Source organism: Variovorax sp. 01T432 (assembly GCF_056398605.1).
In genome coordinates, this window is sequence record NZ_JBFTPS010000001.1 from 273,910 (window position 1) to 291,169 (window position 17,260).

Genomic DNA, 17,260 nt, shown 5'->3' on the forward strand with positions numbered 1-17,260 from the left:
TCGGTCGGGTGCGGCAACACCCTTCCGGCCGTTCTAGTTGTCTCAGATCCAAATCCCCCGAAATCGGGATATTTGCCGCCCTGAGGCTCGGCGTGTCAGATTTCCCGATATGCGGCGTGGACGTCCTCCGGCTTCGTGGCGGTGTACCTGCGCAGCATCGTCCAGGTCTTGTGCCCGGTGAGCAGCGCCACGCGGGGAATATCCAGACCCTGGCGGAAGAATTGCGCGGTCGCGCGGTGCCGCAGGTCATGGAAGTGCAGGTCGACGATGGGAGGCACGAGAGCCGCACAAGCCCGCGTGAAGGACGTGGACACCGAGTAGGCCCGGGAGTCGAAAATAGATCCATCCTTGCGGCCTTCGATGAGCGGTTTCACGATCTCGAGCGCGTCGGGCAGCAGCGGCACCACCTGGTTGTTGCCGATCTTGTTGCGCGGGTCTTTCCGGTCGCGGATCAACACCGTCTTGCGCTCGAGGTCGACGTCTTCAACCTGAAGGGAACAGATCTCGCCTTGGCGCATGCCCGTCGCCAGTGCGAACCGGCATAGCGTCGGCATGTCGATCTTTTGCCGCGGCCGGGTCGCCCAGTATGCGTACAGGCGCTCCAGCTCGTCATCGGTTGGTTCGCGCTCGCGCTCTTGGCTGCGCGTATCGAGGCCGCGGTGCTTGAGGCCGGCGCGCGCCTCGGCGGGCAGTCGATCGGGCAGATCGAGCTGGCGAGCATGCCGGCCCCACTTCAGGACGGCACCGAGAAAGGAAAGGTCGCCAGCGATCGTCACGCCGCCCGCGCCATCCTCAATGCGCTTGTCGATGAAGTCGCGCAGCACGATTGCCGATAGGGCGGTCAGCTTCACCTTGCCCATGCGGGCCTTCAGCATCGCCAGGGTGGCCGCCTTGGTCTTGCCGGCCTCCTTGGCGTGCATCTCGTTGTACTTGTCGATCAGGTCGCCGAGGGTGGCGCCTTTCGGCGGCTGCGCAAAACCGCTCGCAACAACTTGGTGGGCCTGAGTCTCGATCGACTTCGCCCAGCTTTCGGCCTCGCGCTTGAGGGGGAAGGTCGCCGCCCGGTAGAAGCCGCCGCGCCTTACCTGTACGCGCCACTTGCCGCTGGGTAGCTGGGAAAATGAAGCCATGTGTGCAATCTGTGTCTGTCCAATCGTGCACAGATTATTGCCTGAATCTTTCCCGTGTGTGCATCGCGTGTGCACTTATTTTGAACACGACCCGGTTTCGTAGCGCGGCCCAGAGAAAAATACCTATATGAATCAACAGATTAGATCGTCGGTTATGTCTGTAGCGCCGATGATGGATTGGACCGATCGGCACTGCCGCTTCTTCCATCGCCTGCTCACGCGCCGCACCCTGCTGTATACCGAGATGGTGACGACCGGCGCGCTCGTGCACGGCGACGTGCCGCGCCACCTGCGCTTCAACGCCGAGGAACATCCCGTTGCGCTGCAGCTGGGCGGCAGCGAGCCGGCCGATCTCGCGCACTGCGCGAGGCTGGGCGAGGAATGGGGCTATGACGAGATCAATCTCAATTGCGGCTGCCCGAGCGAACGTGTCCAGCGCGGTGCCTTCGGCGCCTGCCTGATGAACGAGCCGCGGCTCGTGGCCGATTGCGTGAAGGCAATGGTCGACGTGGTGGACGTGCCGGTCACCGTCAAGCACCGCATCGGCATCGACAAGACCGAGAGCTACGAGTTCGTGCGCGATTTCGTCGGCGCGGTGAGCGAGGCCGGCTGCGGCATCTTCATCGTCCACGCGCGCAACGCCTGGCTCAAGGGGCTGTCTCCCAAGCAGAACCGCGAGGTGCCCCCGCTGCGTTATGAGCTGGTGCACCGGCTGAAGCACGACTTTCCGGGCTTGCGCTTCCTGATCAACGGCGGCTTCAGCGAGAGCGCGCAGGTTCATGCGCACTTGCGGCTGCTCGACGGAGTCATGGTCGGGCGCGAGGCCTATCACAACCCCTGGTGGCTGGTCGAGTGGGATGCAAGTTTCTATGGCGAGGCGCCTTCCACGCTCACGCGGGAAGCGGTCGAGCTGCGCATGTGCGACTACATGGCGCGGGAAGCGGCCGAGCACGGCACGCCCTGGTCGAATGTGGCGCGCCACATGCTGGGCCTGCGCAATGGCCTCGCCGGCGCGCGCCGCTGGCGCCAGGTGTGGAGCGACCACAAGCTCAAGACGCTGTCGCCGCACGAGGTGATGGCCATCGCGCACGAGCCGGTCGCGCAGGCCGCCTGAACGGCGGCGAGGGCGTCGCGCGCTCAGGCGGCCATGAGCCGCGCCTCGGGCACGTCCTCGATGGTGGTGCGGCGCAATTCGCGGCGCTCGGCGATGTCATAGCGCCGTCCGCGGTGCAGCGTGCTGCGGTTGTCCCACATCACGAGGTCGTTCACCTGCCATTCGTGGCTGTAGACGAAGGGCCGCTGCGTCGCGTGCTCCAGCAGATCCGACAGGTAGATGCGGCCTTCGGCGGTCGGCCAGCCGATGATCTCGCGGGCATGGACGCCCACGAAGAGAAGCTTGCGGCCGGAGCCCGGGTGCGTCTGGACCAGGGGCCAGACGGCCGGCGCGATGGCCTTCTTCTGGTCGTCGGTGTAGGCCTCGTCGCCCAGCAGGATGCGGGTGTGCAAGGCGTAGTGTTCGGCGCTGAGCCCTTCGAGCTCGGCCTTGGTGCGCTCGGGCAGCGTGTAGTAGGCGGCGCGCAGATCGGTGAATTCGGTCGTGCCGCCCCAGCTCGGCAGCACCAGCGCGTGCAGCATCGAATAGGCCGCGCGCGGGTTCTGGAACGAGCTGTCGCTGTGCCAGAGCTGGTTGGCGAAGTTCGAGAGATTCTTGGGCGAATCGCGCCGCGTGACATTGCCCTGGGCATCGACGTTGGAGATGTCGATGAGACGTTCGTCTTCCAGGCGTTCCGGGCGCCTGAAGACCTTCTTCAGGCCCAGGTCCAGCGGGCCGAAGGACTTGGCGAAGTCGAGCTGCTGCTGCCCGGTGAGGGCTTGTCCGCGCCACACGAGCACGGCGTATTCGTTCATCGCTGCGTTGATCTGGCGAAGCGCGGTGTCGGACAGCGGTCGCGTGATGTCGATGCCGCTGGCCTCGGCTACGAAGACGGGATGAAGAGGTTTGAGTTGGAGGGACATGGCTGGACGGAAGGAGTTATTCGGCCTGGATGTTGGCTTCGCGGACCACCACGGCCCAGCGCTTCATTTCGGATTGCACGAAGGCATCGAACTGCTCCGGCTTCGAGGCGACGACCTCCATGCCCTGCTCCTCGATGCGCTTGCGCATCTCGGGGTTGCGCAGCACCGTCTCCGTGTCGGCCTGGATCTTCTGGATGATGGGCCGCGGCGTGCCGTGCGGTGCCACGAAACCGAGCAGCGCGTTCACGCTGAAGCCTGGAAGGGTCTCGGCCACGGTCGGGTAGTTGAAACCTTCGATGCGTTTGTCGCCCAGCGTCGCGATCAGCTTCATGCGCCCGGCCTTCACGAAGGGGAGGACGGAGAGGAAGGGATCGACCACGAGATCGATGCGTCCGCCCATGAGTTCGGTGTGCGCCGGCGCGCTGCCCTTGAAGGGCGCGTGCAGCATGTCGAAGCCGGCCTCGCGCTTGAGCAGTTCGGCGCCCAGGTGCGTCGTGCTGCCGGCGCCCGGCGTGCCGTAGCTGAGCTTGCCGGGGTTCTTCTTGGCGTAGGCGATGAGTTCGGGCAGCGTGTTGAAGGGCGCATCCGGCCGCGCGACGATGGCGAGTTGCAGGTTGGCGATCTGCGTGATGCCGGAAAGATCCTTGAGGGTGTCGTAGGGGAGGCTCTTGCGCAGCGATGGATTGACCGCGAAGGACGAGTTCACCATGCCGAAGGTGAGCCCGTCCGGCGGCGCCTTGGCGACGAAGTCGGCGCCGATCGCGGTGCCGGCGCCGGGCTTGTAGTCGATGATGACCGACTGCTTCCAGATGTCCTGCAGCTTGATGGCAATGAGCCTGCCGACCGTATCGGTCGGCCCGCCGGGGGCGAATGGAATGATGATCTTGACCGGACCTTTGGGGAAATCCTGCGCGGCCGCCTCGAGGCTGGTGCCGATGCCGGCTGCAAGAAGACCGCTGGCCACCAGGATCTGGCGGCGGGTTGAATGGAGGGCTTGTCTCGTCATTTCTTGATTTTTATGGAACAGTGTTTCGAAATAATAGAGGATTGTGGAGAAGCGTCAACCGGGCTTACGAGAAAATATGAAACGTTGTTCTGAAAAAGATGAATGTCATGGCTGAGCAGACAAGTGGATCCGGCAAGGAGGAAGTCGCGGCGCTGGCCCGGGGCCTTGCCGTGCTGAAGGCGGTCGGCGAAGCGGCTGGGCCGTTGAGCAACCGCGAGCTTGCCGAGGCGACCGGCATTCCGAAGGCGACGGTGTCGCGCTTGGCGGCCACGCTGGTCGGGAGCGGTTATCTGCGGCAGGCCTTCGACAGCGACCGTTTCAGCCTCGGCCCCGCCTTGCTGGACATGAGCAATCGGTACCTGCGTCATTTCGATCTGCGGGGCGTGGCGAGGCCGCACCTCACCGCGCTGGCCGATTTCGCGGGCGCCAGCGTGCACTTGGGCGTGCGCAACGAACTTGACATGTTGATCATCGATTCGGTGCGGCCAAGCACGGCGCTGATCAGTTCGCGCATCGACGTTGGATCGCGCATGACCATCGCGACTTCGGCGGCGGGCCGGGCCTACCTCGCGGCCTTGCCCCCGGACGAGCAGGCCGAGTTGTTGGCGCAGATCAGGCGGGCGAGCGCTGAGAACTGGGTGGAACTGGAGCCCAGGATCATGGCGGGCCTGGACGAGCATGCCCGGCTGGGCTATTGCAGTTCATTCGGCGAATGGCATCCGCACATCCATGCGTTGGGTTTCTCGTTGCGCGGTCCGCGCGGCGAGCGCTATGCGGTGAGCTGCGGCGGCCCGGCCTATTTGCTGCCGCGCGAAACGCTGATCGCGCGCGTGGCGCCGCAACTCCTGGAGACCGTGCGCCGAATCAACGCCGACATTGGAATCCCCACCCCCGAAGCCTGAAGTGTCCGCCCCAGGCGCTCCCGCGCCAGCCCGGCCTCGGGTGCCGAGCCGAGGAACACCGCGGAACCGGCTCCGCCGGGCCGCCGGTGTTGCCCCCGGCGGGGGGAAGGCGAAGCGACACGAAGTGCGCGCAGCCTGGGGGCGAGCTTCTTACCCCGCAGCTTCCAGGCCGCTTCGGAAGTGCTGCTGCATGCGCGCCATGGCGAGGGCAGGCTCGCGCGCCTTGAGTGCCGCCATGATGGCGCGATGCTCCTTCAGAGATTCGTCAATGCGTCCGGATTTCAGCAGCGAGTTGTGGCGATTGAGCTTCATCACCTTGCGCAGGTCGGCCACCATCTGGTCGCGCCACCGGTTGTTGGCAATGGCGAGCAGTCGCATGTGAAAGCGCTCGTTGATCGCAAAGAAGTGTTCGCGGTCCACGTGGCCGGGTCTTGCAGCGGTTTCGAGATCGGCGTGCAGGGCTTCGAGCTCGGCCAGCTCCGCATCCGTTGCCTGCTGGGCCACCACGCCGGCGGCATCGCTCTCGAGAAGGCTCAGCAGATGGTAGACGTCCGCCAGATCCTTCTCGGACACCTCGGTCACGTAAGCGCCGCGCCGGACCTTCATCGTCACCAGCCCCTCGGCCGCCAGCACCTTCAGCGCCTCGCGCAAGGGCGTGCGGCTGATGCCGTACTCCTCCGCGAGCTTCATTTCGTCAATCCAGCTGCCCGGCTGGAGTTCGCGGTTGAAGATGCGCTGGCGCAGCAGTTCCGCCACCTCCTCATAGAGGGCGCGCGGGGTGAGGGTGAGGGCAGACATGCCCGGAATGTACCTCAACTTGGATCTTTGAATTAATAATTACGGATGGGGTAGACTCTGCCTTGAACTGTTACGTCCCTGCGAACACACTCGCGACACTCGCACGACCTTGCAAAGCGGCCCCATGAGCAAACCAGAACCCATCTTCCAAACCGCAACCCTCGAAGCCTGGGGCAAGGCCGCGGCCAAGTCCGCGCCCGGCGGCAACGTGAACGCGCTGAACTGGATCACACCGGACGGCATCACCGTCAAGCCGCTCTATACGGCAGCGGACTTGCAGGGCCTCAAGTACACCGACACGCTGCCGGGCTTCGAGCCTTACCTGCGCGGCCCGCAGGCCACGATGTACGCGGTGCGGCCGTGGACCATCCGCCAGTACGCCGGCTTCTCGACGGCCGAGGAGTCCAATGCCTTCTACCGCAAGGCGCTCGCGGCGGGCGGGCAGGGCGTCAGCGTGGCCTTCGACCTGGCGACGCACCGCGGCTACGATTCCGACCATCCGCGCGTGACCGGCGACGTCGGCAAGGCCGGCGTGGCGATCGACAGCGTCGAGGACATGAAGATCCTGTTCGACCAGATCCCGCTCGACAAGGTGAGCGTGTCGATGACGATGAACGGCGCCGTGCTGCCGGTGCTCGCGGGCTACGTGGTCGCCGCCGAAGAGCAGGGCGTGGCGCAGGACCAGCTGAGCGGGACCATCCAGAACGACATCCTCAAGGAGTTCATGGTCCGCAACACCTACATCTTCCCGCCGCAGCCGTCGATGCGGATCATCGGCGACATCATCGAGTTCACGGCGCAGAACATGCCGAAGTTCAACTCGATCTCGATCAGCGGCTATCACATGCAGGAGGCCGGCGCCAACCAGGCACTGGAACTCGCCTTCACGCTGGCCGACGGCAAGGAGTATGTGAAGACCGCGCTGGCCAAGGGCCTGGACGTCGACGGTTTCGCTGGCCGGCTCAGCTTCTTCTGGGCCATCGGCATGAATTTCTACCTCGAGGTCGCCAAGATGCGCGCGGCGCGTCTGCTGTGGTGCCGGATCATGAAGGAGTTCAACCCCAAGAACCCCAAGAGCCTGATGCTGCGTACGCACTGCCAGACCTCGGGCTGGTCGCTGACCGAGCAGGACCCGTACAACAACGTCGTGCGCACCACCATCGAGGCGATGGCCGCTGTGTTCGGCGGCACGCAGAGCCTGCACACCAACGCGCTCGACGAGGCCATCGCGCTGCCCACCGAATTCAGCGCGCGCATCGCGCGCAACACGCAGCTCATCATCCAGGAAGAAACGCACATCACGAACGTGATCGATCCCTGGGCCGGCAGCTACATGATGGAAAAGCTCACGCAGGACATGGCCGATGCGGCCTGGACCATCATCGAGGAAGTCGAGGCGATGGGCGGCATGACGAAGGCGGTCGCCAGCGGCTGGGCCAAGCTCAAGATCGAGGCGGCCGCCGCCGACAAGCAGGCGCGCATCGACTCCGGCAAGGATGTGATCGTGGGCGTCAACAAGTACAAGCTCAAGACCGAGGATGCGATCGACAGCCTGTCGATCGACAACGTCAAGGTGCGCGACGGGCAGATCGCCAAGCTCAAGGCCATCCGCGAGAAGCGCGACAGCGTCGCGGTGCAGGCCGCGCTCGACGCGCTGACCGCCGCCGCCGAGAGCGGCGAGGGCAACTTGCTCGACCTCAGCATCAAGGCGGTACGCCTGCGGGCCACGGTCGGCGAGATCAGCGATGCGCTCGAAAAGGTCTACGGGCGGCATCGCGCCGATACGCAGAAGGTCACCGGGGTGTACGCGGCCGCCTACGACTCCGCGGAAGGCTGGGAGGCGCTGCAGCACGAGATCGCGGCCTTCGCCGAAGAGCAGGGGCGCCGACCGCGCGTGATGATCTCCAAGCTCGGGCAGGATGGGCATGACCGCGGCGCGAAGGTCGTCGCCACCGCCTTCGCCGACCTCGGCTTCGACGTCGACATGGGGCCTCTCTTCCAGACACCCGAGGAATGCGCGCGCCAGGCGATAGAGAACGACGTGCATGCGGTCGGGGTGAGCACGCTCGCTGCCGGCCACAAGACGCTCGTGCCCGCCATCATCCAGGAACTGAAAAAACAGGGCGGCGAGGACATCATCGTGTTCGTGGGCGGCGTGATCCCGCGGCAGGACTACGACTTTCTGTACGAAGCAGGCGTCAAGGGCATCTACGGCCCCGGCACGCCCATTCCTGCCAGTGCCAAGGACGTACTGGAGCAGATTCGCGCGGCGGTTGCGGCCTGAACATGCGGGTGGCTCGAACCCCGGTGACGGCCGAGGCGCTGGTGGGGGCGGACGGCCCGGCACAGCGCCGTGCGATCGCCAAGGCCATCACGCTGCTCGAATCGACGCGGGCGGATCATCGCGCGCAGGCCGATGCGCTGCTGACGGCGCTGTTGCCCCACACCGGCAAGTCCTTTCGCCTCGGCATCTCGGGGGTACCGGGTGTCGGCAAGTCGACCTTCATCGAAACGCTGGGCCTCTACCTCATCGACCAGGGCTACCGGGTCGCCGTCCTCACGATCGATCCCTCGTCCACCGTGTCGGGCGGCTCCATCCTCGGCGACAAGACACGCATGGAAAAGCTCTCGGTGCACGAGCGCGCGTACATTCGCCCGAGCCCCTCGTCGGGCACGCTCGGCGGCGTCGCCGAGAAGACGCGCGAGGCCATGCTGGTCTGCGAGGCCGCGGGCTATGACATGGTGATCGTCGAGACGGTCGGCGTCGGCCAGAGCGAGACGGCGGTCGCCGGCATGACCGACATGTTCGTGCTGCTGCAGTTGCCCAACGCCGGCGACGACCTGCAGGCGATCAAGAAGGGCGTGATGGAGCTGGCCGACCTCGTGGTCATCAACAAGGCCGACCTCGACAAGGATGCGGCGACCCGCGCGCAGGCGCAGATCACGTCCGCGCTGCGGCTGTTCGGCCATCACGGCAATCCGGCGCACGCGCAGGTGATGCATGCCGCCCACGCCGCGCCCGGTTCGCCGGAAGCGGAGGTGCGCTTCTGGCTGCCCAAGGTGATCCAGATCAGCGCGCTGGCCGGCACCGGCATCGATGCCTTCTGGGCGGCGGTGCTTCAGTTCAAGGCGCTGCAGAATGCCAATGGCAGGTTCGCCGCGCGGCGCGAGAAGCAGGCGCTGGCGTGGATGTGGGAGCGCATCGACGCCGGGCTCAAGCAGGCCTTCCGCCATCACCCCTGCGTGCGCGAACTGCTGCCGGGCACGATCGCCCAGGTCGCCGCGGGCACACTCCCGCCATCGACCGCCGCCCGCAATCTGCTCGCAGCCCAGGCAACTCAACCAGGCCACGCACACATCCACTCTTCCAACGGGACGTCATGAAAGAAATCCTCGAACAACTCGAAAAACGGCGCGCCCAGGCGCGACTCGGCGGTGGCCAGAAGCGCATCGATGCGCAGCACGCCAAGGGCAAGTTGACGGCGCGCGAGCGCATCGAACTGCTGCTCGACGACAACACCTTCGAAGAATGGGACATGTTCGTCGAGCACCGCTCGAGCGACTTCGGCATGGCCGACAACAAGATCCCGGGCGACGGCGTCGTCACGGGCTACGGCATGATCAACGGGCGCCTGGTGTTCATCTTCAGCCAGGACTTCACCGTGTTCGGCGGCGCGCTCAGCGAGGCGCATGCCGAGAAGATCTGCAAGGTCATGGACCAGGCCATGAAGGTGGGCGCGCCGGTCATCGGGCTGAACGATTCGGGCGGCGCCCGCATTCAGGAGGGCGTGGCTTCGCTGGGCGGCTATGCGGACGTGTTCCAGCGCAACGTCATGGCCTCCGGCGTGGTTCCGCAGATCAGCATGATCATGGGTCCCTGCGCGGGCGGCGCCGTGTACTCGCCCGCCATGACCGACTTCATCTTCATGGTGAGGGACAGCTCGTACATGTTCGTGACCGGCCCCGAGGTCGTGAAGACGGTGACGCACGAGGACGTGACGGCAGAGGAACTGGGCGGCGCGATCACGCACACCACCAAGAGCGGTGTGGCCGACATGGCCTTCGAGAACGACGTCGAGGCGCTGATGATGCTGCGGCGGCTCTACAACTACCTGCCGCTCAACAACCGCGAGAAGCCGCCGGTGCGCCCGAGCGGCGACCCGGCCGACCGCGCCGACCTGTCGCTCGACACGCTGGTGCCGGACAACCCGAACAAGCCCTACGACATGAAGGAGCTGATCGTGAAGGTGGTCGACGACGGCGACTTCTTCGAATTGCAGCCCGACTACGCGAAGAACATCGTGATCGGCTTCGCGCGCATGGAGGGGCAGAGCATCGGCATCGTCGCCAACCAGCCACTGGTGCTCGCCGGCTGCCTGGACATCAAGTCGTCGATCAAGGCGGCGCGCTTCGTTCGCTTCTGCGACGCCTTCAACATTCCGGTCGTCACCTTTGTCGACGTGCCCGGCTTCATGCCCGGTACCAGTCAGGAATACGGCGGCATCATCAAGCACGGCGCCAAGCTGCTCTATGCCTATGCCGAGTGCACGGTGCCGAAGATCACCGTCATCACGCGCAAGGCCTATGGAGGCGCCTACGATGTGATGGCGTCGAAGCATTTGCGTGGTGACGTCAACCTGGCCTGGCCGCGCGCCGAGATCGCGGTGATGGGGGCGAAGGGCGCGGTGGAGATCATCTTCCGCGAGGACAAGAACGACCCCGAGAAACTGGCAGCGCGCGAGGCCGAGTACAAGGCCCGCTTTGCCAACCCCTATGTGGCCAGCACGCGTGGCTACATCGACGACGTGATCCTGCCCAGCGAGACGCGCAAACGCCTGTGCCGCAGCCTCGTGATGCTGCGCGACAAGAAGCTGGAGAACCCGTGGCGCAAGCACGGGAACATTCCGCTTTGACCCCCGGTGATAGGAAGAATATGTTCAAGAAGATCCTGATTGCAAACCGAGGCGAGATCGCCTGTCGCATCATCAAGACCGCCAGGAAGATGGGCATCCTGACTGTCGCCGTCTATTCGGACGCCGACAAGGATGCCCGCCATGTCGAGCTCGCCGACGAGGCGGTGCACATCGGCGCATCGCCCAGCCGCGAGAGCTATCTGCAGGCCGAGCGCATCATCGCCGCCTGCAGGCAGACGGGCGCCGAGGCGGTGCATCCGGGCTACGGCTTCCTCTCCGAGAACGAGGGCTTCGCGAGGAAGGTCGAGGAGGAGGGCATCGTCTTCATCGGCCCCAAGCACTATTCGATCGCCGCGATGGGCGACAAGATCGCATCGAAGAAGCTGGCCAGCGAGGCTAAGGTCAACACCATTCCGGGCTGGAACGACGCGATCGAGTCGGCGCAGAGAGCTGTCGAGATCGCCAGGGAGGTCGGCTACCCGGTGATGATCAAGGCCTCGGCCGGCGGCGGCGGCAAGGGCCTGCGAGTGGCCTACAACGACAAGGACGCGTTCGAAGGTTTCACCTCCTGCCGCAACGAGGCGCGCAACAGCTTCGGGGACGATCGCGTGTTCATCGAGAAGTTCGTTGAGGAGCCCCGCCATATCGAGATCCAGGTGCTGGGCGATGCGCACGGCAATGTGATCTATCTCAACGAGCGCGAATGCTCGATCCAGCGGCGCCACCAGAAGGTCATCGAGGAGGCCCCCTCGCCCTTCATCAGCGACGCCACGCGCAAGGCCATGGGCGAGCAGGCGGTGGCGCTGGCCAAGGCCGTGAACTACCAGAGCGCCGGCACGGTGGAATTCGTGGTCGGCAAGGATCAGAGCTTCTACTTCCTCGAGATGAACACCCGGCTGCAGGTCGAGCATCCGGTGACGGAGGCCATCACGGGGCTCGACCTGGTCGAGCTGATGCTGCGCGTGGCTGCCGGCGAGAAGCTGCCGCTCGCGCAGAAGGACGTGAAGCGCAACGGCTGGGCGATCGAGTGCCGCATCAATGCGGAAGATCCGTTTCGCAATTTCCTGCCGTCGACCGGGCGCCTGGTGCGCTTCCAGCCGCCGAAGGAAACGATGTTCGCGGCGGACATCCCCGCCTCTCCAGGCCCGCTGTCGGAGACGGAGGCGGGGAGCGGGCAGACCTTCGGCGGCGTTCGGGTGGACACCGGCGTCTACGACGGCGGCGAGATCCCGATGTTCTACGACTCGATGATCGCCAAGCTGATCGTGCATGGCCGCGATCGACAGCATGCGATCGCGCTAATGCGCGAAGCGCTCAACGGCTTCGTGATCCGCGGCGTCAGCAGCAACATACCGTTCCAGGCCGCGCTGCTGGCGCATCCGAGATTCGTCAACGGCGAATTCAATACCGGCTTCATCGCCGAGCACTACGGCAAGGGCTTTCACGCGGAGGATGTGCCGCACGACGATCCGGACTTCCTGGTCGCGCTGGCGGCCTACATGCATCGCCGCTACCGCGCGCGCGCTTCGGGCATCAGCGGCCAGCTCGAAGGTCACGGCGTGAAGGTGGGCGAAGAATTCGTGGTGGTCGTGCTGGACGCCAAGGGCGAACACGTGCATACGCCGGTCTCGGTGACGGATTTCAAGGGGAAGACGGGCTCCAGCGCCGTTGCCGTGAACGCAAACAGCTACAAGATCGACAGCAACGCGGCCCTGGGGAGCGTCCGGGTGGAAGGGACCGTCAACGGCCGTGCGTTCACGGCGCAGGTCGAGCGCGGGGCGGGGAAGAATCCCCTGTCGCTGCGCGTATCGCACAATGGCGCCCAACTCGAGGCGATGGTGCTCTCGCCGCTGGGCTCGCGGCTGCTCAAGCTGATGCCCTACAAGGCGCCGCCGGATCTGAGCAGATTCCTGATGTCGCCGATGCCGGGGCTTCTGGTCGAGGTCGCGGTTCAACCCGGCCAGCATGTGCAGGCGGGTGAAAAGCTCGCCGTCATCGAGGCAATGAAAATGGAAAACGTGCTGTTCGCCACGCAGGATGGCGTTGTCAGCAACATTGCGGCCGCGAAGGGTGAATCGCTCTCGGTCGATCAGATCATCATGGAGTTTGCGTAAATGGGAGCCAACGATCTTTCGGCTGCAAAAGCCGTCACCCTGCACCGGCCGGTGACCAAGGATTCCGGGCCTTCGGGCGCGCGCGGGCCGTGGTCGGTGGAAGCTGTGCAGGCCCTGCTTGACAAGCCGCTCAACGACTTGCTTTTCGAAGCGCAGACGGTGCATCGCGCCCATTTTCCGGAAGGCGATATCGAATTGGCGACGCTGCTTTCGGTCAAGACCGGCGGCTGTCCGGAGAACTGCGGCTATTGCCCGCAGGCGGCCGAGTTCGACACCGGCGTCAAGGCGCAGAAGTTGATGGAGGTCGAAGAGGTCGTGCGTGCCGCGCAGGCCGCGAAGGAGGCCGGCGCCACGCGCTTCTGCATGGGCGCGGCCTGGCGTGCGCCCAAGGACCGCGATGTCGAGAAGGTCGCGTTGCTGGTCGAGGCCGTCAAGGGCCTTGGCCTGCAGACCTGCGCGACGCTGGGCATGCTCGAAGCGCAGCATGCCGAAACGCTCAAGGCCGCGGGGCTGGACTACTACAACCACAACCTCGACACCGCGCCCGAGTACTACGGCGACATCGTCGATACGCGCACCTACCAGGACCGGCTCGACACGCTCGCCCACGTGCGCGCCGCCGGCATCAGCGTGTGCTGCGGCGGCATCGTCGGCATGGGCGAGACGCCGGTGCATCGCGCGGGCCTGATCGCGCAATTGGCCAATCTTGACCCGTACCCCGAGTCGGTGCCGATCAACAGCCTGGTGCGCGTGCCTGGAACGCCGCTGGCGGATTCGGAGCCGATCGACCCCTTCGACTTCGTGCGCATGATCGCCGTGGCGCGCATCACGATGCCCAAGGCGCGCGTTCGACTTTCCGCGGGGCGCCAGCAACTGGGCGATGCCGTGCAGGCGCTGTGCTTCCTGGCTGGGGCCAACTCGATCTTCTACGGCGACAAGCTGCTGGTCACCGGCAATCCGGATGTCGAAGCCGACGTGCAGTTGCTGCGCAAGCTCGGGCTCCAGGCGCGCCGGACCACGGAACAGGGCGGATGCGAATGAACCGCCCATTCAAGGTGCTCGGTGTCCAGCAGATCGCCATCGGCGGACTCGACAAGATGCGGCTGCAGAAGCTCTGGGTGGAGATGCTGGGCCTCGAAGTGACGGGCACGTTCAAGAGCGAGCGGGAGAACGTCGACGAGGACATCTGCGCGATCGGCAACGGCCCCTTCAAGGTCGAGGTCGACCTGATGCAACCGCTGGACCCGGAGCAGAAGCCCGCCGTCCACACCACGCCGCTCAATCACGTGGGCCTGTGGATCGACGATCTGCCCCGGGCGGTCGAATGGCTCACGGCGCAGGGTGTTCGCTTTGCGCCGGGCGGTATTCGCAAGGGAGCCGCGGGCTTCGACATCTGCTTCCTGCACCCCAAGAGCAATGATGAATTCCCCATCGCCGGCGAAGGCGTGCTGATCGAGCTCGTTCAGGCGCCGCCCGAGGTGGTCAAGGCGTTCTCAGCCCTGGCCTCGGCGTAGGCAGTCTCGCGGCGAGGTCTCAGGCGCCGGGGCGGCGCCAGAATGCGAGCGTGGCCGCCAGCAGCCACATGCCCGTTGCGCAGCCGCGGTTGAGGGTGCGCAGGCTGCGCCGCGAGAGCCAGCGCACGGCCTGGGTGCCTGCAGCGGCGTAGCTCAGCATCACGCAGGTGTCGATGCCGATGAAGAGGGTACCGAGCTGCACGTACTGGGAACCTTGCGGGTACGTGGTGTCGATGAACTGCGGCAGGAAGGCCGCGAAGAAGAGCAGGGTTTTCGGGTTGGAGAGCGCGACCGTGAGGCTGCGCAGAAAGGCGATCCGTCCCCGCAGCGGCTGGACGGGTGACGCGGCCAGCGCGGCGCCGATGTCCAGGGGGTGGGTGCGCCAGAGCTTGATGCCGAGCCAGGCCAGATAGACGACACCCGCTACGCGAAGGGCGTTGAAAAGCAATTCCGATGCCGCGAGAAGCGAACCCAGACCGAGCGCGACAGTGCAAATCAGGACGGCTGCTCCCATCGAAGCGCCCGCGATGCCCCAGACTGCGGCGCGCATGCCGCCCGCGATGCCATTGGAGAGAGCCAGAAGCATGGTGGGCCCCGGCGTGACGGCGAGGGCGATCGACGCGAGCGCGTAAAGCACGAGGGTGTCGAGCGTCATGTCTTTTTGCCCTCCCAGCGCGATGCGGCGGCTGCGCGGGCGCGGGCCAATGCCGCTTCGATGATCTCGCGCTTGCGGTCGGGCGCGGCGGCTGGCTCGATTGTGGAAGGTTCTGGCGCCTTGGCGTTGCCGATCGCTCGCTTCCCAAGTCGCTGAGTGCGCGCCTCATAGCGTTGTCGCGCATGGTCAGCCTGTTGCTGGGACCACGCCTGCCACCCGCTGCACCCCGGCGTGGCCGTTTCGAGAGAGATGCAATCGACCGGGCAGACCGGGATGCAGAGTTCGCAGCCGGTGCAGTGCGGCTCGATCACCGTGTGCATGCGTTTGTGGATGCCCACGATGGCGTCGGTCGGGCAGGCATCCAGGCAGAGCGTGCAACCGATGCACCAGGCCTCGTCGATGACGGCCATGGCGCGCGGCCCCTCGACCCCGAACTGCGGGGAGATGGGCACGACCGGCTTCCCCGTGAGCCGGGACAGGCGCGCCACGCCTTCGGCGCCGCCCGGTGGGCACTGATGGATGCCCGCTTCGTTCGCAGCGATGGCTTGGGCGTAGCCCGCGCAATCGGGATAACCGCAGCGCGTGCATTGCGTCTGCGGCAGGACGTCGAGGATGCGTGAGGCCAGGGCGTTCACGGCCTGGTGGAGGCTGCTCAGTGCTTGGCCGCGCGCGAACGGTTCGCAGGCGCGGTCTTGCGCGCTGCCGCCGCCCTGGGGCGCCTGGCAGGCTGAGGGGGCTTGATCGTGTCTTCGGCTGCCAGCACGGCAGTCTGCGAAGCCCGCTTTTGCGGCTTGTCGTGCGCCTTGATGAAGGCCTTCACCTCGGGATAGACCAGCTCGCGCCAGCGCCGGCCGCTGAAGATGCCGTAGTGGCCCGCGCCCTTGACTTCATAGTGGTGCCGTTCGTTGGGCGCAACACCCGTGCACAGGTCGTGAGCGGCTCGGGTCTGGCCGGACCCCGAGATGTCGTCGAGTTCGCCTTCGACGGTCAGCAGGCCGATCGAGTGAATGTCCTGCGGCCGGACCAGCTCGCGAACGCCCTCGGGGCTCTTGATTTCCCAGGTGCCGTTGACGAGTTCGAACTTCTGGAACACGGTGCTGATGGTGTCGAGGTAGTAGTCCGCGTCCATGTCGAGGACGGCGTTGTACTCGTCATAGAACTTGCGATGCGCTTCGGCGCTGGCGTCATCGCCCTTGATCAGGTCCTTGAAGTAGTCGTAGTGGCTGGTTGCATGGCGGTCCGGATTCATCGCGACGAAGCCGGTGTGCTGCAGGAAGCCCGGATAAACGCGCCGCCCGACGCCGGGAAAACCCTCCGGCACGCGGTAGATCACGTTGTTCTCGAACCATTCGAAACTCTTGTTCATCGCCAGGTTGTTGACGGCCGTCGGCGATTTGCGGGCATCGATGGGGCCGCCCATCATGGTCATCGACAGCGGGATCTGCTCGCCGCGGCTCGCCATGAGCGACAGGGCAGCCAGCACCGGCACGGTCGGCTGGCAGACGCTGATGACGTGACAGTTGCCATATTCGGCCTGCAGATAGCGGATGAATTCCTGAACGTAGTTGACGTAGTCGTCGAGATGGAATTCGCCTTCGGACAGCGGCACGAGGCGCGCGTTCACCCAATCGGTGATGTAGACCTTATGGTCCTGCAGCATTGTGCGCACGGTATCGCGCAGCAGCGTCGCGTAGTGGCCCGACAGCGGCGCCACGATCAGCACCACGGGCTGGCTCTTGAGCGTCTGGAGGATGTGCGGCTCGTCGGTGAAGCGCTTGAAGCGGCGAAGCTGACAGAAAGGCTTGTCGATCTCGACGCTTTCCTGGATCACGACGTCCTTGCCGTCGACCTTGACGGTCTTGATGCCGAATTCCGGCTTTTCGTAGTCCTTGCCAAGGCGATAGAGCAGGTCGTAACCGGCGGCCATGCGCTGTGCCATCGGAGCCTGTCCGAAGACGGCGCCTTGGCCGTAGAGCTTGGAGGCGGCCTGGGCGAAGTCGGCAAACGGCTCCATCAAGGAGCGTTGCGCTTCGTAGAGTTGGTAGAGCATCGATGGGACCCGATAGTTGTTGCGGTGCAATATATCAGCAGCCCTTGACGCAAAGTAGAGGACCAGCACCAGTCCCTGCAGGCGACCGTGATATCCGCACGCAGGAGACGGGGGCAAGAAGATGGGGCTAACCACGACGGCGCGCCGCCCGCGCCGCCCGCA

The 17,260-nt window shown here is 65.4% G+C and carries 15 protein-coding genes; 8 read left to right on the forward strand and 7 right to left on the reverse strand.

What is annotated here, in order from left to right; genetic code table 11:
- Positions 1-95: 95 nt before the first annotated feature.
- Positions 96-1,130 (reverse strand): tyrosine-type recombinase/integrase, encoded by a 1,035-nt coding sequence (locus AC1DNF_RS01400; protein WP_478146732.1) that lies wholly within the window; start codon positions 1,128-1,130, stop codon positions 96-98.
- A gap of 127 nt (positions 1,131-1,257) precedes the next feature.
- On the opposite strand from AC1DNF_RS01400, the gene dusA reads away from it, so the two are divergent.
- A complete protein-coding gene (gene dusA / locus AC1DNF_RS01405) occupies positions 1,258-2,244 on the forward strand; it encodes a tRNA dihydrouridine(20/20a) synthase DusA (protein WP_478146733.1) in 987 nt (328 codons plus the stop codon).
- Between the two features lie 23 nt (positions 2,245-2,267).
- On the opposite strand, the gene AC1DNF_RS01410 is transcribed toward dusA, so the two are convergent.
- Together AC1DNF_RS01410 and AC1DNF_RS01415 are read right to left on the reverse strand one after the other, a co-directional pair.
- On the reverse strand, positions 2,268-3,146 hold the full coding sequence (locus AC1DNF_RS01410) for a TauD/TfdA dioxygenase family protein (protein ID WP_478146734.1): 879 nt from the start codon (positions 3,144-3,146) through the stop codon (positions 2,268-2,270).
- 16 nt (positions 3,147-3,162) lie between these two features.
- Positions 3,163-4,152, reverse strand: a complete 990-nt coding sequence (locus AC1DNF_RS01415) for a Bug family tripartite tricarboxylate transporter substrate binding protein (protein WP_478146735.1) — start codon at positions 4,150-4,152, stop codon at positions 3,163-3,165.
- 107 nt (positions 4,153-4,259) lie between these two features.
- Between AC1DNF_RS01415 and AC1DNF_RS01420 the strand changes: the two genes are divergently transcribed.
- A complete protein-coding gene (locus AC1DNF_RS01420) occupies positions 4,260-5,054 on the forward strand; it encodes an IclR family transcriptional regulator (protein ID WP_478146736.1) in 795 nt (264 codons plus the stop codon).
- A 150-nt stretch (positions 5,055-5,204) separates the two neighbouring features.
- Here the strand turns inward: AC1DNF_RS01420 and AC1DNF_RS01425 are convergent, their stop codons facing one another.
- The gene (locus AC1DNF_RS01425; RefSeq protein ID WP_478146737.1) at positions 5,205-5,852 is read right to left on the reverse strand and encodes a GntR family transcriptional regulator; all 648 of its coding nucleotides are present in this window, start codon (positions 5,850-5,852) and stop codon (positions 5,205-5,207) included.
- Positions 5,853-5,976: 124 nt separating this feature from the next.
- Between AC1DNF_RS01425 and scpA the strand changes: the two genes are divergently transcribed.
- From scpA to AC1DNF_RS01455, 6 genes are read left to right on the forward strand one after another with little or no spacing between them, the layout of a single operon-like run.
- A complete protein-coding gene (gene scpA, locus AC1DNF_RS01430) occupies positions 5,977-8,136 on the forward strand; it encodes a methylmalonyl-CoA mutase (protein ID WP_478146738.1) in 2,160 nt (719 codons plus the stop codon).
- A 2-nt stretch (positions 8,137-8,138) separates the two neighbouring features.
- The gene (gene meaB, locus AC1DNF_RS01435; protein WP_478146739.1) at positions 8,139-9,236 is read left to right on the forward strand and encodes a methylmalonyl Co-A mutase-associated GTPase MeaB; all 1,098 of its coding nucleotides are present in this window, start codon (positions 8,139-8,141) and stop codon (positions 9,234-9,236) included.
- Positions 9,233-10,765 carry an acyl-CoA carboxylase subunit beta gene (locus AC1DNF_RS01440; protein ID WP_478146740.1) on the forward strand — a complete coding sequence of 511 codons (1,533 nt, stop codon included), beginning with the start codon at positions 9,233-9,235 and terminating at the stop codon, positions 10,763-10,765. The genes meaB and AC1DNF_RS01440 overlap by 4 nt, the downstream gene beginning before the upstream one ends.
- Positions 10,766-10,785: 20 nt before the next feature.
- Positions 10,786-12,879: an ATP-binding protein gene (locus AC1DNF_RS01445; RefSeq protein ID WP_478146741.1), complete on the forward strand. Its 2,094-nt coding sequence runs from the start codon at positions 10,786-10,788 to the stop codon at positions 12,877-12,879.
- Positions 12,880-13,920, forward strand: a complete 1,041-nt coding sequence (gene bioB / locus AC1DNF_RS01450) for a biotin synthase BioB (RefSeq protein WP_478146742.1) — start codon at positions 12,880-12,882, stop codon at positions 13,918-13,920.
- Entirely contained in the window at positions 13,917-14,393 is a 477-nt protein-coding gene (locus AC1DNF_RS01455) for a VOC family protein (protein WP_478146743.1), read from the forward strand. The genes bioB and AC1DNF_RS01455 overlap by 4 nt, the downstream gene beginning before the upstream one ends.
- Positions 14,394-14,412: 19 nt before the next feature.
- On the opposite strand, the gene AC1DNF_RS01460 is transcribed toward AC1DNF_RS01455, so the two are convergent.
- Genes AC1DNF_RS01460 through AC1DNF_RS01470 form a run of 3 tightly spaced genes read right to left on the reverse strand, consistent with a single transcriptional unit; the run spans position 14,413 to position 17,098 of the window.
- Entirely contained in the window at positions 14,413-15,048 is a 636-nt protein-coding gene (locus tag AC1DNF_RS01460; RefSeq protein ID WP_478146744.1) for a LysE family translocator, read from the reverse strand.
- The gene (locus tag AC1DNF_RS01465) at positions 15,045-15,683 is read right to left on the reverse strand and encodes an RnfABCDGE type electron transport complex subunit B (protein WP_478146745.1); all 639 of its coding nucleotides are present in this window, start codon (positions 15,681-15,683) and stop codon (positions 15,045-15,047) included. Before AC1DNF_RS01465 ends, AC1DNF_RS01460 begins: the two co-directional genes overlap by 4 nt.
- A 17-nt stretch (positions 15,684-15,700) precedes the next feature.
- A complete protein-coding gene (locus AC1DNF_RS01470) occupies positions 15,701-17,098 on the reverse strand; it encodes a polyhydroxyalkanoate depolymerase (protein ID WP_478146746.1) in 1,398 nt (465 codons plus the stop codon).
- Positions 17,099-17,260: the final 162 nt, after the last annotated feature.

Coding starts and splice junctions, on each gene's coding strand:
- AC1DNF_RS01425 (WP_478146737.1), bottom strand. CDS start 5,852: ATGTCTGCCCTCACCCTCACCCCGCGCGCCCTCTATGAGGAGGTGGCG.
- AC1DNF_RS01415 (WP_478146735.1), bottom strand. CDS start 4,152: ATGACGAGACAAGCCCTCCATTCAACCCGCCGCCAGATCCTGGTGGCC.
- dusA (WP_478146733.1), top strand. CDS start 1,258: ATGAATCAACAGATTAGATCGTCGGTTATGTCTGTAGCGCCGATGATG.
- AC1DNF_RS01420 (WP_478146736.1), top strand. CDS start 4,260: ATGGCTGAGCAGACAAGTGGATCCGGCAAGGAGGAAGTCGCGGCGCTG.
- AC1DNF_RS01455 (WP_478146743.1), top strand. CDS start 13,917: ATGAACCGCCCATTCAAGGTGCTCGGTGTCCAGCAGATCGCCATCGGC.
- AC1DNF_RS01400 (WP_478146732.1), bottom strand. CDS start 1,130: ATGGCTTCATTTTCCCAGCTACCCAGCGGCAAGTGGCGCGTACAGGTA.
- AC1DNF_RS01440 (WP_478146740.1), top strand. CDS start 9,233: ATGAAAGAAATCCTCGAACAACTCGAAAAACGGCGCGCCCAGGCGCGA.
- scpA (WP_478146738.1), top strand. CDS start 5,977: ATGAGCAAACCAGAACCCATCTTCCAAACCGCAACCCTCGAAGCCTGG.
- meaB (WP_478146739.1), top strand. CDS start 8,139: ATGCGGGTGGCTCGAACCCCGGTGACGGCCGAGGCGCTGGTGGGGGCG.
- AC1DNF_RS01445 (WP_478146741.1), top strand. CDS start 10,786: ATGTTCAAGAAGATCCTGATTGCAAACCGAGGCGAGATCGCCTGTCGC.
- AC1DNF_RS01410 (WP_478146734.1), bottom strand. CDS start 3,146: ATGTCCCTCCAACTCAAACCTCTTCATCCCGTCTTCGTAGCCGAGGCC.
- AC1DNF_RS01460 (WP_478146744.1), bottom strand. CDS start 15,048: ATGACGCTCGACACCCTCGTGCTTTACGCGCTCGCGTCGATCGCCCTC.
- bioB (WP_478146742.1), top strand. CDS start 12,880: ATGGGAGCCAACGATCTTTCGGCTGCAAAAGCCGTCACCCTGCACCGG.
- AC1DNF_RS01470 (WP_478146746.1), bottom strand. CDS start 17,098: ATGCTCTACCAACTCTACGAAGCGCAACGCTCCTTGATGGAGCCGTTT.